The sequence below is a fragment of the Streptomyces sp. NPDC028298 genome (assembly GCF_055565895.1).
The window spans coordinates 1-14583 of record NZ_JBVHTL010000011.1 but is presented as its reverse complement, the minus strand read 5'-3'; the positions used below and the strand labels follow the sequence as shown (position 1 = coordinate 14583).

Here is a 14583-nt window from a genome sequence, read left to right as displayed (position 1 = left end):
AGGGGGGAGGGGACAAACCCCCCCCCCCCCCCCCCCCTCCCCCCCCCCCCCCCCCCCTTCCCCCCCCCCCCCCCCCCCCCTCGCCCACCCCCCCCCCCCCCCCCCCCCCCCCCCCCCCCCCCCCCCCCACGGCACGTTCTGCGGAGGACACCGAGCATGAAGATCGACTGGGACCGGCGCACGTGCGCGCGCAAGGGGCACGTCACCTACGCGCCGGACGACCCGCGTCTGCGGGTGCGGCTGCACGCCGAGACCGCGCTCGGGGAGGTCTGGCGCTGCCTGCGCTGCGGCGACTTCGCGCTCGGCGCCCCGCACGGCAGCGGACCGGCCGCCGAGGCACCCCTGGTCCCGCGCGGCAAGGTGCTCCGCGACCTGTTCATCCTGCGCTTCCTGGCGATCGAGCGGGCCGTGCGCGGAGTGTTCATCGTGCTGGTCGCGGCCGCCGTGTGGAAGTTCAGCAACAGCCAGGACGCCGTGCGCAGGCTGTTCGACGAGTACCTCGACGTCCTCAGGCCGGTCTTCCGGCACTTCCACTACGACCTCGACCACTCGCCCGTCGTCGGCACCATCCAGAAGACCTTCGGCTACAAGCACTCCACGCTGCTGCTGGTCGCGGGCCTGCTGCTGGCGTACGCGCTGGTCGAGATCATCGAGGCGGTCGGGCTCTGGTACGCCAAGCGCTGGGCCGAGTACCTGACGGTCGTCGCCACCGCCGCGTTCCTCCCGCTGGAGATCTACGAGCTCACCGAGCACATCAGCTGGCTGAAGATCGCGACGCTGGTCCTGAACATCCTGGCCGTCCTCTACATCGCCCTCGCCAAACGGCTGTTCGGCCTGCGCGGCGGACACAGGGCGTTCGAGGCGGAGCGGCAGAGCGCGTCCCTGCTGGAGGTGGAGGAGTCCGCCGGGGTCATGGTCTGAGCGGGCCGGCCGCGTCCAGCCGGGCCAGGTCCTCCGGGCCCAGCACCAGGTCGGCGGCCAGGGCGGAGTCCCGGGCGCTCTGCGGGCGGGAGGCTCCAGGGACCGGGATGACCGTGGGGGCGAGCGCCGACAGCCAGGCGAGGGCCACCCGCTGAGGGCTCACGGCGTGCTCCCGCGCCACCGCGCGAAAGGCCTCGAACCGCTCCCGCGAACCGTCGGCGCTCCCGCCGCCGGACGGGCCGTCCAGGGAACTGCGGGAGATGCCGCCCAGCGGGCTCCAGGGCAGGAAGGCGAGTCCCAGCTCGGCGCAGAGGCGCAGTTCCGGGTCGCTGTCGCGCACCGCGGGGGAGTACCGGTTCTGGACCGAGACCAGCCGGTCGCCGAGGATCGCGTGGGCCCGGCGGATCTGGTCCGCGTCGGTGTTGGATACGCCGGCCAGCCGGATCGTGCCCGCGTCGATCAGCTCGCGCAGGGCGCCCACGGAGTCCTCGAAGGGGACGGCGGGATCGGGCTTGTGGAGCTGGTAGAGGCCGATCGCCTCCAGGCCCAGCCGCTTCAGGGAGGCCTCGGCCGCCGCCTTGAGGTGACGCGGGGAGCCGTTCACCGTCCAGGAGCCGTCCGCGGGTCTGCCCCGGCCGCCCTTCGTGGCCACCAGGACGTCGGAGGTGTCACCCCCGTACGTCGCCAGGGCGCGGGCCACGAGCCGTTCGTTGTGGCCCGCCTCGCCGCCGGGCAGGTGGTACGAGTCCGCCGTGTCGACGAGTGTGACGCCCGCGTCGAGGGCCGCGTGCACCGTCGCCAGGGCCCGGGCCTCGTCCGGCCGTCCCTCGATGGACAAAGGCATCGCGCCGAGCCCCACCGCGCTCACCCGGAGCCCGCCCAGGGTGCGGTACCGCATGTCAGTCGTCCTTTCCGAGCGTCTCGGCCACGGCGCGCGGCAGCCAGGCCCGCGCCTCGCCGAAGGGGAAACCGAGCCGCGCGGCCCGGGAGTTGTCCATGCCGTAGGAACGGCGGAAGGAGAAGGGGGAGATCCCGCCCACCTCGACGGCCTCCAGGACCGTCCGGCCCGCCGGGACGCGCGCGGCGATCGCCTCGCACAACTCCCCTGTGGTCAGCGTCCCGTGGGAGGCCGCGTTGACCGGGCCGGTGAAGTCCTCGCCGACCGTCCAGAACATGAAGTCGGCGATCTCCTCGACGTGGATGTAGGTCGCCGGGTGGTTCACGGCGGGCACCGCGATCGCCTCGCCCGCGCCGATCCGGTCGGCGTAGTGCTCCAGCCGGCCCGTGAAGTCGTCGGCCCCGCCCAGCACATGGGCGACGCGCACGGCCACGTACGGGAACGCGGGAGCGGCCGCGAACACCGCCTCGGCCTGCCGCTTGCCCTCGCCGTAGTGCGCGTCCAGGAACTCCGCGTCGTCCCAGGGGAGTCCGGGGTCGACGGCGACCGTGCGGGCGTCGACGGCGTCCTCGCCGACCGGGTCCGCCGTGTCCTCGTACTCGTAGACCTCGACGGTCGACGTCATCACGTACCGGCGCGTGCGCCCCGCGAAGACCCGGCGGGCGATCTCCGCCTGCCGCGGCGTGTAGCAGACCTGGTCGACGACGACGTCGAACACCCGTGACCCCAGCGCCTTCTCCAGGGACTCCTCGTCGTCGCGGTCGGCGATCAGATGGACCGTCCCGGCGGGCGGCGCGGAGGAGCCGCGATTGACGACGGTGACCCGGTCGCCCGCCGCCACGAGCCGGGCTATGAGACGTTTTCCGAAATACCGGTTCCCGCCGATGACGCAGATCTCCCGCACGTCGACCTCCCCAATTCCCCGCACCCGTGCCGCGGCCACCCGTGCGTACCGCTCCCCGTGCCGGGCACCGTTTCGCCGGGCGTTCACGGTGCTTCGGCCTGTGGTCATAATTCTCCCGTCGCAGGGGCCGGGACCGAAGGGGGAGACATGGGAGATCCGGCAGTCGCACCGAAAGAAACACGGCATCCGCGCGCCGTCTCCGGCGAAACGCCGGTGGGCTTCGACGCGCTCGACCGGCAGATCCTGGAACTGCTCCAGAGCGAGGGCCGCATCAAACTCAGCGAACTGGGCCGCCGCGTCCGGCTGAGCCCGGCCGCCGTCGCGGAGCGGGTGCGCCGGCTGGAGGCGGCCGGAGCGATCACCGGCTACGGCGCCCAGGTCTCGGCGTCCCGCCTCGGCTACGGCATCCAGGCCTTCATCCGCGTCGATCCGCACGGCGGGTACACGCTGAAGCACCCGAGGACGCTGGAACTGCTGGCCCGCCCCGAGGTCACCGAGGCCCACCACGTCGTCGGCGAGGACTGCTGGATCCTCAAGGTCGCCGTCGAGGACACCATCCACCTGGAGGACGTCCTGGAACAGACCTCCGCGCTGGGGCGGACGACGACCTCGATCGTGCTGTCGTCCCCGGTGGACCGCAAACCGCTGCTGCCGCGCACCTCACGCTGACGTCCGCCGGGGCGCCCCCGGCGGACCCTTGCCTTGACGTCGGCGTCAAGGACTACCGTCGGGGACATGCGAATCGGCGAGCTGGCCGCACGGGCCGGGACGACCACGCGGACCCTGCGCTACTACGAGTCGCGGGGGCTGCTGCCCGCGCGGCGGGGCGAGAACGGGTACCGCACGTACGACGAGCACGATCTGCGGCTGCTCCGGCAGATCAGGACGCTTCAGGACTTCGGGTTCGACCTGGAGGAGACGCGGCCGTTCGTGGAGTGTCTGCGGGCCGGGCATCCTGAGGGCGACTCGTGCCCGGCGTCGCTGGACGTCTACCGGCGCAAGCTCGGCGAGCTCGACGCGCTCATCGACGAGCTGCGGTCGGTGCGGGCGCAGGTCGGCGAGCAGCTCGCGCGGGCGGAGCGGGCCCGTGACGAGCTGGCGGCCGACGCGGAGGTTCCGGGCGGTCCGGAACCCGTGTGCGAACTGGGAGGGCGGACGCGATGATCAGGGCGACAGGCGTGGCCGAGGTGACGGACGCGGACTTCGGGGCGGAGGTGATCGGCTCGGATCTGCCCGTGCTGGTGGAGTTCACGGCCGACTGGTGCCCGCCGTGCCGGCAGATGGGCCCCGTGCTCAGCGAGCTGGCCTTCGAGGAGGCCGACCGGTTCAAGGTGGTCCAGCTCGACGTCGACACCAATCCGGAGACGACCCTGGCGTACGGCGTGCTCTCGATGCCGACGTTCATGGTCTTCCGTGCCGGTGAGCCCGTGAAGTCGATGGTGGGAGCCCGGGCCAAGCGACGGCTGCTCCAGGAGCTGGCCGACGTGCTCTGAGCCCACCCGGCGGAGAACCCGGCACCAGGCCCCCGGCGGCGCGCTCCCGGCACACAAAAAATCCCCTGGACAATTGCGTCCGGGGGATTTCTTTGCGTATATTCAATGATTCGCGACTTCGAAGATTCGGGTCGCGAAGAAGTTCAGTAGGCGCAGTATATCCGGGCGGGAGCAGAATTGTCAAACAAGGGATCGCACACAGAATTCCCCGACGATGAACTGCGAAGTGAGCAGGAATTCATCGACGGGTTGTACGCGCGTGTGGACGCCTTGCGCGGTGCCACCGAGGACTCCGTCGAGGACGCGCTCGCCCAGGGCAACACCCCCATGCAGGCCCGCCTCGAACGGGACGTCCTGGTCGCCGAACGCTCGGGACTGCTGGCCGCGCTGAACGCCGTGGACGGCTCGCTCTGCTTCGGCCGCATCGACCTGTCCCCCGTGGCAGGGGCGCCCGCCGCAGGCGTCAGCCACCACATCGGCCGCATCGGCATCCGCGCCGACGACGTCGAGCGCACCCCGATCCTCATCGACTGGCGGGCCCCGGTCGCCCGCCCCTTCTACCTGGCCACCGGACACACCCCGATGGGCCTGCGCCGCCGCCGGCACATCGGCACCGCCGGACGGCACGTCACCGACCTGCACGACGAGATCCTCGACCTCGGCGACCGCGAACGCACCGGCCACGAGGACCCGTCCGGCGACGCCGTGCTGCTCGCCGCGCTCAACTCGGCCCGCACCGGCCGCATGAGCGACATCGTGCAGACCATCCAGGCCGAGCAGGACCGGATCATCCGCGCACCGCACCGGGGCGTCATGGTCGTCGAGGGCGGACCCGGCACCGGCAAGACCGCCGTCGCCCTGCACCGCGCCGCCTACCTCCTGTACGAGCACCGCGAACTGCTCGCCAAGCGGGCCGTCCTGATCGTCGGCCCCAATCCGGCCTTCCTCGGCTACATCGGCGAGGTGCTGCCCTCGCTCGGCGAGACCGGCGTGCTGCTCTCCACCGTCGGCGAACTCTTCCCCGGCGTCCACGCGACCGCCGCCGACACCCCGGAGGCGGCCGCCGTGAAGGGCCGCGCCCGGATGGCCGACGTCCTCGCCGAGGTCGTCCGGGACCGGCAGGCCCTGCCCGACCCGGTGATCGCCATCGAGCACGACCGGGACGTCCTGATGCTCGACGCGGGCCTCGTCCGGGTCGCCCGGGACCGCACCCGCGCGGCCGGTCTGCCCCACAACATGGCCCGTGAACACTTCGAGGGCCACATCCTCAACACCCTCACCGACATGCTCGCCGAACGCATCGGCACGGACCCCTTCGACGGCTCCAACCTCCTCGACCCCAGCGACATCACCCAGATCCGCGACGAACTCGCCGAGAACCCCGAAGTCTGGTCGGCGATCGACCAGTTGTGGCCGAGACTGACCCCGCGGCGGCTCATCGCCGACTTCCTGGCCGACCCCTACGGCTACGTCCCCGACGAGGACGCGGCGGCCATCCTGCGCCCCTCGACCGGGGCCCGCGACTGGACCGCCGCGGACGTCCCGCTGCTGGACGAGGCGGCCGAACTCCTCGGCGAGGACGACCGGGTCGCCCGCGCGCTGGCCGACCGGGAGCGCCGTACGCAGATCGCCTACGCACAGGGCGTGCTGGACGTCTCCTACGCCTCGCGGACGTACGAGTTCGACGACAAGGACGAGGAGGACTCCGAGATCCTGTCCGCGCACAACATCATCGACGCCGAGCGGATGGCCGAGCGGCACGAGGAGGACGACCACCGCAGCGCCGCCGAGCGCGCCGCCGCCGACCGGACGTGGGCCTTCGGCCACATCATCGTGGACGAGGCGCAGGAGCTGTCGCCGATGGCGTGGCGGCTGCTGATGCGCCGCAGCCCCACGCGCTCCATGACGCTCGTCGGCGACCCCGCGCAGACCGCGGAGGCGGCCGGGGTCGGCTCGTGGGAGGAGATCCTCGCCCCCTACGTGCAGGACCGCTGGGAGCACACCCGGCTCGGCGTCAACTACCGCACCCCGTCCGAGATCATGGACGTCGCCGCCGGTGTCGTACGGGCCGAGCGCCCCGGGTTCGAGCCGCCGCGCTCCGTGCGGTCCACCGGGGTGAGGCCCTGGGCGCGGGAGGCCGGGGACGACCTGCCCGGCGCGGTCGCCAAGGCCGTCGCCGAACTGACCCCGGCCGAGGGCCGGCTCGCGGTGATCGCGCCCCGGGACCTGCACTCCGCGCTCGCCGCGCGGCTGGACGGGGTGACGGCGGGCGGCGAACCCGACCTCACCCACACGGTCGTCCTCCTCGACCCCCGGCAGGCCAAGGGTCTCGAGTTCGACTCCGTCCTGGTGGTCGAGCCCGCGTCGTACGGGACGAGCGACCTGTACGTGGCGCTGACCAGGGCCACCCAGTCGCTGGGCGTCCTGTACACCGGCGAGCTGCCGGCCTCGCTGCGCGGCACGGGTCTGGAGTGAGGCCCCGCCCGGTTCCCGGCGGTGCGTCCGCCGGGAACCTGGGCGCGGACCGCGCCACCCGGAGGGGTCCTAGGCGGGCCGCAGCCACACGGTCGCGAGGGGCGGCAGGGTGAGCTGGATGCTGGCCGCGCGGCCGTGCCAGCCCGTGGGTTCGGGTTTGACCGGGTCGGGGTTGGTGACGTCGCCGCCGCCGTACTTCGCGGTGTCGGTGTTGAGGACCTCGTGCCAGGCCGGGATCTCCTCGGGGACGCCGAGGCGGTAGCCGTGGCGGACGGCGGGGGAGAAGTGCGAGACGGCGAGCAGCGGGGTGCCGTCGGCCGCGTGACGCAGAAACGCGAACACGTTGTCGTCGGCCGAGTCACCGGTGATCCAGGAGAAGCCGGACGGGTCCGTGTCGCGTTCCCACAGCGCGGGTTCGTGCCGGTAGACGGTGTTGAGGTCGCGGACGAGGTCCCGCACGCCACGGTGGTCGGGCTCGGCGCCGTAGGCCGGGTCGAGGAGCCACCAGTCCGGGCCGTGCGCCTCCGACCACTCCGCGCCCTGGGCGAACTCCTGCCCCATGAAGAGGAGTTGCTTGCCGGGGTGGGCCCACATGAAGGCGAGGTAGGCGCGGACGTTGGCGCGCTGCTGCCACCAGTCGCCGGGCATCTTGGAGACCAGCGAGCGTTTGCCGTGCACGACCTCGTCGTGGGAGATCGGCAGGACGTAGTTCTCGCTGTACGCGTACACCATCGAGAAGGTCATCTCGTCGTGGTGGTACTTGCGGTGCACCGGGTCGTGGGACACGTAGTCCAGCGAGTCGTGCATCCACCCCATGTTCCACTTCAGCCCGAACCCCAGACCGCCGAAGCCTCCGGGGCCGGTGTGGTGGGTGGCCCGGGTGACGCCGTCCCAGGCGGTGGACTCCTCGGCGACGGTGACGACACCGGGATTGCGGCGGTAGACGGTGGCGTTCATCTCCTGCAGGAACGCCACCGCGTCCAGGTTCTCGCGCCCGCCGTGTTCGTTGGGGACCCACTGGCCGGGCTCGCGGGAGTAGTCCAGATAGAGCATGGAGGCGACGGCGTCGACCCGCAGGCCGTCGATGTGGAACTCCTCGCACCAGTACGTCGCGTTGGCGACGAGGAAGTTGCGGACCTCGCGGCGGCCGTAGTCGAATTCGAGGGTGCCCCAGTCGGGGTGGTCGGCGCGCCGGGGGTCGGCGTGTTCGTACAGCGGGCGGCCGTCGAACTCGGCGAGCGCCCACTCGTCGCGGGGGAAGTGCGCGGGCACCCAGTCCATGAGGACCCCGACCCCGGCCCGGTGCAGGGCGTCGACGAGGTGCTTGAAGTCGTCCGGGGTGCCCAGGCGCGCGGTGGGCGCGTAGAACCCGGTGACCTGATACCCCCACGAGCCGCCGAAGGGATGCTCGGCGACGGGCATCAGCTCGACATGGGTGAAGCCGAGGTCCGTGACGTAGGCGGGAAGCTGGTCCGCCAGTTGATGGTAGGTCAGACCAGGACGCCATGACGGGAGATGCACCTCGTACACCGAGAACGGCGCCTCGTGGGCCGGCCGGTCGGCCCTCCTCTCCATCCACTCCGTGTCGCGCCACTTGTGGTGGGAGGCGTGGACGACCGACGAGGTGGCGGGCGGCGCCTCGGTGCGGCGGGCCATCGGGTCCGCGCGCAGGGTGCGGGAGCCGTCGGGGCGGGCGATGTCGAACTTGTAGAGCTCGCCCTCCCCGATCCCCGGAACGAACAGCTCCCACACCCCGGAGGAGCCCAGTGACCGCATCGGATGGCCCGTGCCGTCCCAGAAGTTGAAGCCTCCGGCCAGCCGCACCCCGCGCGCGTTCGGGGCCCACACCGTGAACCGCGTTCCGGTGACGCCCTGGTGCTCCATCGGCTCGGCGCCGAGCGCCCGCCACAGCTCCTCGTGCCGGCCCTCGCCGATCAGATGCAGATCCAGCTCGCCGAGCGCGGGCAGGAACCGGTACGCGTCCTCGGTCTCCAGCACCGTCCCCTCGTAGGCCACGACCAGCCGGTACGTGTCGGGGACCGCGCGCAACGGCAGCAGCCCCGAGAAGAACCCGTCCCCGTCGTCGCGCAGTTCCGCGCGCAGCTCGTCCGTCACGACCGTGACCCCGAGCGCGTACGGGCGAAAGGCCCGGAAGGCGACGCCGTCCGGCATCGGATGGGCGCCGAGCACCCCGTGCGGATCGTGGTGCGTGCCGTCGAGCAGCCGCAGGCGGTCCGCCGCGCCGAGACCGGCGGGATGCGCCGGTGCGACGGGGACATCGCCGCCGGCCGCCGGCAGCACGGCGGGCCTCGTGTCTTCGGGGGCCGGTTCGTTCGCGCTGGTCTTCTTCGGAGTGTCGTCGGGCCGGGGGCGGGGCGTCACGGGCAGGGCCTCCTCGGGCGGTCGAGCTGGGGGCAGGGCACAGGGGGATCAGGGTGATGCGGCCAGCCGCCGTACCGCCGCGAGCGGAACCGGCAGCCAGTCCGGGCGGTGCCGGGCCTCGTACACGACCTCGTACACCGCCTTGTCCGTCTCGAAGGCACGCAGTAATACGGGGTCCGTGCGCGGGTCGAAGCCGCTGACCTCGGCGTATCCGGTGCAGTAGGCGGCCCGGCACGTGTCGGCCCAGCCGGACTGCGCCGGTGCCCCGGCCGCGCCCGGCGCCTGGGGCACGGAGTGGGCCGCGTAGTCGAAGGAGCGGAGCATGCCCGCGATGTCACGTGCCGGGGGCTGGGGCATCCGGCGCTCGGCGAGGGGTTTCGACGGTTCGCCCTCGAAGTCGATGAGCGACCACCCGCCGTCCGGGGAGCGCAGACACTGGCCGAGATGCAGATCGCCGTGGACGCGCTGCGCCGTCCACGTGTGGCCCTCGGCGGACAGGTCGGCCAGCGCCTCGAACGCCGTCCGCAGACCGGGTGCGTGGGGCCGGAGCACGGGCACCGCCTGCGCGGCGGCGTCCAGCCGCTCGGTCATCGCGTCGACGAGCGGCCGCACCTGGGCGTTGCCCAGGGTCACCACGGGCAGCGCGCGGGCCAGCGCCGTGTGCACCTCGGCGGTGGCCCGTCCCAGAGCCCGCGCCTCGGCGGCGAAGTCCTCGCCCTTGGCGAGTTCGCGCAGTGCCAGCTCCCAGCCGTCCGAGGCGCCCTGCACGAACGGCTGGAGCACGCCGAGGACGTACGACTGTCCGGACAGCTCGGTCCGCATCCAGGCCGTGGGTGCCGGAACCCGGGAACAGCCCTCGCGGGCCAGGGCCAGCGGCAGTTCGAGGTCGGGGTTGATCCCGGGGACGACGCGGCGCAGCAGCTTGAGGATGAACTTGTCCCCGTACACGACGGACGAGTTGGACTGCTCGGCGGTCATCATCCGCGGTACGAGGCCGGGCCGTATCTCCCGTCCGGTGTCCCGCTCGAAACGCAGCCCGCCGATGCGGGCCCGGGAGCGCAGGGCCTCCAGGAGCACATCGGCGGGCTGGGGGTCGTACAGGGCCTCGTACACCGTGCGTCCGGCGAGGGGCCCCTCGGTCAGGTGCCCGATCAGCGCCGGGGCGAGCCTCGGCGGCAGCGCCTCGCGTACACCGATCAGTAACTGGTAGCAGTCGCCGGGGACGGCCGGGGCGCCCGGCACGGGCGGCTGATGGGCCCGCGTCAGCAGGTGGAACAGCCCGAGCGGGCCCTTCGCCGGCAGCAACTCGGTGGCGGCGACCGCCGAGAGGCCGGTGACGGGCCGTCCCTTGCCGGCGAACCAGCGCTGCCGCGGCAGCCAGTCGCGCAGCAGGGGATCGAGGGAGGCCAGAAGGCCGGGACCTGGGGGCGCGGTGCGTGTGACGGCTTCCGACATGGGTCGCGTCCTTTCCCCGTGGTCGGGGTGTTACGTATGCGTGCCCCGACCGGCGCCGTGGAAACCGCCCCGCCCGGGGGCCTTTTCGGTCGGGTGGGCCCGGGAGATTTCCCTCGGACACGGCACAAGGGTGTCCAATTCCGGTGCACGACACCAGACCTGGACACCCGTGCGCCGTTCACTCCGCCCGTGCCACGAGGGACCGGACCGGGGGGACCCGGGTCAGGTGGTGGTGTAGGCGAAGGTGAGGCGGATGTCCTTCGCGTGGTCCTTGGAGATCTTGTCGCCCGACTTCCTGGGCGTGAGCCAGAGTTCGTACTCGGCGGACTCACCCTGCTGATCGGCCGCCGCCTTCAGCACCGTCGTGCCCTTGACCAGCCGGACCTGTGCCGTGACCTTCCCGACGAGGTCGGAGGGCAGGCTGAGCGTGGCCGTGACCGACAGGTCGATGTCACCGGTGTTCCGCACCGTGAAGCCACCGACCATCTTGGCGCCGCTACCGGTGAACTCGATCTCCTTGTTCTTGTACGTGAAGACCGGGGCGGCGCTCGTGAACCAGTCGCTGGAGTTCAGGGCGGCGGTCTGCAGCCTGGCGGTCTTCGTGGGAGTGGGCGTGGGAGTAGGCGTCGGGGTGGGCGTGGCAGTGGGCGTCGGGGTGGGCGTCGGGGTGGACGTCGGAGTGGGAGTGGGCGTGGGTGTCGGGGTGGGAGGGAAGTCCGCCTCGACCGTGAAGGACCCTGTCACGGCGCTGGTGAACGTGGCGCCGCTGCTCACGCCGACAAGGCCAATGCCTCCCGCGGCCAGTACGAGTACCGCCGCGATCTTTCTCCGGTCGGAGATGGCCATTGGTGTAGCGCCCTTCTGATTGAGCTGGGGTCGGGTCTGCGCCCCGGTGAAGGGGTGCCATGGCGGTGAACGCCTTGGCCCACCCGGCCCGTCCGGCGCGAGGCCGGAGCGGACCGGGTGGGCTGGGGGTTCGCGTGGGACGCGCCCGGATCAGGCGGTGGCGTCGACGCGGAAGGTGACCTTGGCCGTCTTGCCGGAGGACTCGTTGCCGAGGTTCGTGGCCTTGATGACGACGCGGTACTGGACGTACTGGCCGGGCGCGACCGTGTCGGACCCGTCGGTGTCCCCGCCGGTGCGCTCCAGCGAGACCTTGACGTCGAGGTCGCCCGTACGCGCCACGCTCGCGTCGAACTTCACGGGAATGTCGCCGTGGTTCCAGACGGTGAGGTTGGAGTTGTTGAGCGGGACGGCGATGTCCTGCGTCGACGAGGTGATCAGCAGCGGCTTCTCGAGCGTGGCCGAGTGGCCGTCGTCGCCGATCGCCCAGCCGTCGGCCTGGATCGAGATCTTCGCCGTACCGGCCTTGACCGTGGACTCGGCGGTCACGGTGTCGGTGAACACGGCGCTGCTGCCGATGCTCACCAGACCGATGCTGCCGGCCAGGATCGCCGCGACGGCGACGGCCTTCTTCTTGTTGGAAATGGCCATGTGAAGGACCTCTCGGGAGCGGGGCTCCGGCGTGCGAGGGCGTCCGCCCGGCCCGGCCGGTGTCCCCGTAGGGTGGGTGCAGCGCCTGAACCCGCCGCGGGAGGGCAATCCCACGGCGGGTCTGTGGTCACTGGACCAGGGCGTTTCGCGGGGTGGGCCGGAGGTTCCGGCCGATGGAAGCGGTCGGAAACCGCTCCGGCCCACTCACGCGGGGGTGGATCAGGAGGTGGCGGTGACCTTGACGGCGACCGAACCGGTCAGGTTCTGCCAGGAGTTGTCGAGGTTCTTGACCTCGATCTCCACCTTGTAGGTGGCCTTGGCGCCCTTGTTCAGCCAGGTCGTGTCGGTGGCGGCGTCGACGCGCGTCACCTTCACGTTGAGGGCGCCGCCCAGGTCGCCGCTCTTCACGACGTCGAACGCGACGCCCGCACCGGCGGTGCCGTCGTTCTCGACGGTGAAGTTGGTGACCAGACGGCTGGTGGAGGAGCCCAGGAGCTGCTCGCCCTCGAGGACGGCGTAGTTGCCGGACACGATGTTCCAGGCCGACGTGCCGCCCCAGGTGTAGGTGGCGTGCGGCGCGACACCGTCGTACGCCGAGGTGGCGCCTTCGGCCTTGACGATGTTGAGGTCGGCGTGGCCGGAGCGCAGGTCCGTCTGCGCGGTGACCGTGTCGGTGAAGGTGGCGCCGGCGCCGGCGCCGATGAGGGCGAGGCTGCCGACGGCGATCGCGGCGGCGGCGATCGTCTTCTTCTTGGCGGTAATGGCCACGGTGTGGGCCCTTCTGTTGGATGGGTGAGGCTTCGGGCTTGCGCCCAGGGCAGGACGCGGCTCCTCCTGGCGGCCCACTGGCTGGGTGCCGCCCGGCGTCGTGTCACGGGAAGGGATCCCGTCGCCCTATGGGGTGGTGGTCTGTGGGGTGGGCTTCTTCGGGCGCCACAGCAGGACGACGGTGCCGCCCACGATCAGCACGGCGGCTGCGCCGAGCAGCACCCTGAAGCCGGTTTCGGTGTGGATCGAGGTGACGACGTAGCCGATGTACGGCACGTCGTGGCGGACGATCCAGGCGGTGTCGTCCTTGGGACGGACGTGCCACGGGTCCTTGGTCCGGTTGGCGTCGCCCTTGGTCTCGAGGACCGGGCCCTGCGCGGAGCGCGTGATCTTCACGATCCGGTGGACGACCTGGCGGTCCGGCTCGTCCGGGCGGTGGAAGATAACGATGTCACCGACCTTCAGTGACGTCACCGGCTCCCGCTGCGCGATCACGACGCTTCCGGTCGGCAGCTTCGGCTCCATGCTGCCGCTGAGAACCGAACTGGCCTCCCATTTACCGGACTTGACCGCGACCGCCGCCACCGCGAAGCCGACGGCGAGCAGGACGACCACGAGACTCAGCAGGGCCGAGAGGACCCGGTGGGCCCAGTGCCGGCGCCGGGGCGGCCGCTCGGCGGCCGGCGTCCTGGCGGGCTCCGCCGTCGCACTGCGTACTGCCAGCTTCAACTGTTCTCTCCTGCGGACGAGTTCGGGCCTGTGGAGCGCGCGGAGACGCGCGGAGAAGCGAGGTCGCGGAGCCTCCGGGGAGGCGCGGGGGAATGTCGCTCGGGGGCTTGCGCATCCCCCGCGCCGGCTGGGGGAAGAGCCGCGGAGTCCGCGGGATCTCCGTGTCCGAGTGCGGGTCGGACGGAGGGCGGCGACAGGACGGGCCCTTGTCCGGGAGACAGAGCGGGTTCCCGGGTCGTCCCGTCGCCGCGGTCTTCACGAAATGCGCACGACGTCGGGCCGGGGGCCGGCCGGCCATGAGGCCGCCCGTCGGTGCGGGGCACCGGTCCGCCGTGACGAAGAGCCGCTATAAAGCGGTACCTGGCCTGGACAATCTCATCCACTCCCGCGCTGTGCGCATGCCGTGAACTCCCCCCCCCCAGGGAGTGGCCTCCGTCGAGGCGGCCAAGATCAGATTAGGGGTGTGTGCGCATGGTGGGAAGTGTGTGGATGAAGTGTGGAGGCCGCGTTATCGAAACGTGACGTTCCGGCGGTTTGAAGGGGGTGAGACGGCCGCAGTTGCGGCTTCCGGGGGGTGTGCCCGGATCTGTTGGACGCCGGGCCGAAGGCCGGGATTCGGCGGGCATGTCATGACGTGGCCAGGGCCAACGGCCGCGTCCGGAACCCTGGTCGGGCTCCGGACGACGTCCTTTGCGGGGAATTGCGGCTTGCTAGCCGGCTTCCTTCCGGAGCCGGAACCAGTAGAAGCCGTGGCCGGCGAGGGTCAGCAGGTAGGGCAGTTCGCCGATGGCGGGGAAGCGCACGCCGCCGATGAGCTCGACCGGGTGCCTGCCGTTGAAGGCGCGCAGGTCGAGCTCGGTGGGCTGGGCGAACCGGGAGAAGTTGTGCACGCACAGCACCAGATCGTCGTCCTCCTCGCCCTCGACCGAGGGTGCCTCGCGCAGGAAGGCGAGGACGGCGGGGTTGGACGAGGGGAGTTCGGTGTAGGAGCCGAGTCCGAATGCCTTGTTCTGTTTGCGGATCTCGATCATGCGGCGGGTCCAGTGGAGCAGCGAGGAGGGCGA

Annotated in this window: 14 protein-coding genes; 5 read left to right on the top strand and 9 right to left on the bottom strand. The window is 71.7% G+C overall.

The window, feature by feature from the left end; all coding sequences use genetic code 11:
* Nucleotides 1-156: 156 nt before the first annotated feature.
* Nucleotides 157-921, top strand: a complete 765-nt coding sequence (locus ACZ4TO_RS36405; RefSeq protein WP_382787270.1) for a DUF2127 domain-containing protein — start codon at nucleotides 157-159, stop codon at nucleotides 919-921.
* Here ACZ4TO_RS36405 and ACZ4TO_RS36400 read toward each other — a convergent pair.
* Together ACZ4TO_RS36400 and ACZ4TO_RS36395 are read right to left on the bottom strand one after the other, a co-directional pair.
* Nucleotides 911-1819, bottom strand: coding sequence for an aldo/keto reductase (locus ACZ4TO_RS36400; RefSeq protein ID WP_468026432.1), 909 nt, complete (start codon nucleotides 1817-1819; stop codon nucleotides 911-913). The two genes, ACZ4TO_RS36405 and ACZ4TO_RS36400, sit on opposite strands and share 11 nt — an antisense overlap.
* A 1-nt stretch (nucleotide 1820) precedes the next feature.
* On the bottom strand, nucleotides 1821-2723 hold the full coding sequence (locus ACZ4TO_RS36395; protein ID WP_468026431.1) for an NAD-dependent epimerase/dehydratase family protein: 903 nt from the start codon (nucleotides 2721-2723) through the stop codon (nucleotides 1821-1823).
* Between the two features lie 147 nt (nucleotides 2724-2870).
* Here ACZ4TO_RS36395 and ACZ4TO_RS36390 point away from each other — a divergent pair, with 147 nt between their 5' ends.
* The 4 genes from ACZ4TO_RS36390 (at nucleotide 2871) to ACZ4TO_RS36375 (ending at nucleotide 6691) form a co-directional block, all read left to right on the top strand.
* Nucleotides 2871-3392, top strand: a complete 522-nt coding sequence (locus ACZ4TO_RS36390) for an Lrp/AsnC family transcriptional regulator (protein WP_382787264.1) — start codon at nucleotides 2871-2873, stop codon at nucleotides 3390-3392.
* A gap of 66 nt (nucleotides 3393-3458) precedes the next feature.
* The gene (locus ACZ4TO_RS36385) at nucleotides 3459-3887 is read left to right on the top strand and encodes a MerR family transcriptional regulator (protein WP_328448005.1); all 429 of its coding nucleotides are present in this window, start codon (nucleotides 3459-3461) and stop codon (nucleotides 3885-3887) included.
* The gene (locus tag ACZ4TO_RS36380; RefSeq protein WP_355762299.1) at nucleotides 3884-4216 is read left to right on the top strand and encodes a thioredoxin family protein; all 333 of its coding nucleotides are present in this window, start codon (nucleotides 3884-3886) and stop codon (nucleotides 4214-4216) included. Before ACZ4TO_RS36385 ends, ACZ4TO_RS36380 begins: the two co-directional genes overlap by 4 nt.
* A 159-nt stretch (nucleotides 4217-4375) precedes the next feature.
* Nucleotides 4376-6691 (top strand): HelD family protein, encoded by a 2316-nt coding sequence (locus ACZ4TO_RS36375; RefSeq protein WP_468026538.1) that lies wholly within the window; start codon nucleotides 4376-4378, stop codon nucleotides 6689-6691.
* Between the two features lie 69 nt (nucleotides 6692-6760).
* On the opposite strand, the gene glgB is transcribed toward ACZ4TO_RS36375, so the two are convergent.
* The 7 genes from glgB to ACZ4TO_RS36340 all read right to left on the bottom strand — a co-directional run.
* On the bottom strand, nucleotides 6761-8992 hold the full coding sequence (gene glgB, locus ACZ4TO_RS36370; protein ID WP_468026537.1) for a 1,4-alpha-glucan branching enzyme: 2232 nt from the start codon (nucleotides 8990-8992) through the stop codon (nucleotides 6761-6763).
* 129 nt (nucleotides 8993-9121) lie between these two features.
* The gene (locus ACZ4TO_RS36365; RefSeq protein WP_385049261.1) at nucleotides 9122-10528 is read right to left on the bottom strand and encodes a maltokinase N-terminal cap-like domain-containing protein; all 1407 of its coding nucleotides are present in this window, start codon (nucleotides 10526-10528) and stop codon (nucleotides 9122-9124) included.
* Between the two features lie 222 nt (nucleotides 10529-10750).
* Entirely contained in the window at nucleotides 10751-11302 is a 552-nt protein-coding gene (locus ACZ4TO_RS36360) for a hypothetical protein (protein WP_468026430.1), read from the bottom strand.
* 222 nt (nucleotides 11303-11524) lie between these two features.
* On the bottom strand, nucleotides 11525-12022 hold the full coding sequence (locus tag ACZ4TO_RS36355; RefSeq protein WP_382787255.1) for a hypothetical protein: 498 nt from the start codon (nucleotides 12020-12022) through the stop codon (nucleotides 11525-11527).
* Nucleotides 12023-12241: 219 nt separating this feature from the next.
* The gene (locus tag ACZ4TO_RS36350) at nucleotides 12242-12790 is read right to left on the bottom strand and encodes a hypothetical protein (protein ID WP_382787253.1); all 549 of its coding nucleotides are present in this window, start codon (nucleotides 12788-12790) and stop codon (nucleotides 12242-12244) included.
* 126 nt (nucleotides 12791-12916) lie between these two features.
* On the bottom strand, nucleotides 12917-13519 hold the full coding sequence (locus ACZ4TO_RS36345) for a signal peptidase I (RefSeq protein ID WP_468026429.1): 603 nt from the start codon (nucleotides 13517-13519) through the stop codon (nucleotides 12917-12919).
* A 710-nt stretch (nucleotides 13520-14229) separates the two neighbouring features.
* The coding region (locus tag ACZ4TO_RS36340; protein WP_468026428.1) for an alpha-glucosidase C-terminal domain-containing protein at nucleotides 14230-14583 on the bottom strand (354 nt) is incomplete at its 5' end.

What these genes read in the sequence shown, in the direction of transcription:
- ACZ4TO_RS36405 (WP_382787270.1), top strand. Translation starts at nt 157, where the DNA reads ATGAAGATCGACTGGGACCGGCGCACGTGCGCGCGCAAGGGGCACGTC.
- ACZ4TO_RS36400 (WP_468026432.1), bottom strand. Translation starts at nt 1,819, where the DNA reads ATGCGGTACCGCACCCTGGGCGGGCTCCGGGTGAGCGCGGTGGGGCTC.
- ACZ4TO_RS36390 (WP_382787264.1), top strand. Translation starts at nt 2,871, where the DNA reads ATGGGAGATCCGGCAGTCGCACCGAAAGAAACACGGCATCCGCGCGCC.
- ACZ4TO_RS36385 (WP_328448005.1), top strand. Translation starts at nt 3,459, where the DNA reads ATGCGAATCGGCGAGCTGGCCGCACGGGCCGGGACGACCACGCGGACC.
- ACZ4TO_RS36380 (WP_355762299.1), top strand. Translation starts at nt 3,884, where the DNA reads ATGATCAGGGCGACAGGCGTGGCCGAGGTGACGGACGCGGACTTCGGG.
- ACZ4TO_RS36365 (WP_385049261.1), bottom strand. Translation starts at nt 10,528, where the DNA reads ATGTCGGAAGCCGTCACACGCACCGCGCCCCCAGGTCCCGGCCTTCTG.
- ACZ4TO_RS36355 (WP_382787255.1), bottom strand. Translation starts at nt 12,022, where the DNA reads ATGGCCATTTCCAACAAGAAGAAGGCCGTCGCCGTCGCGGCGATCCTG.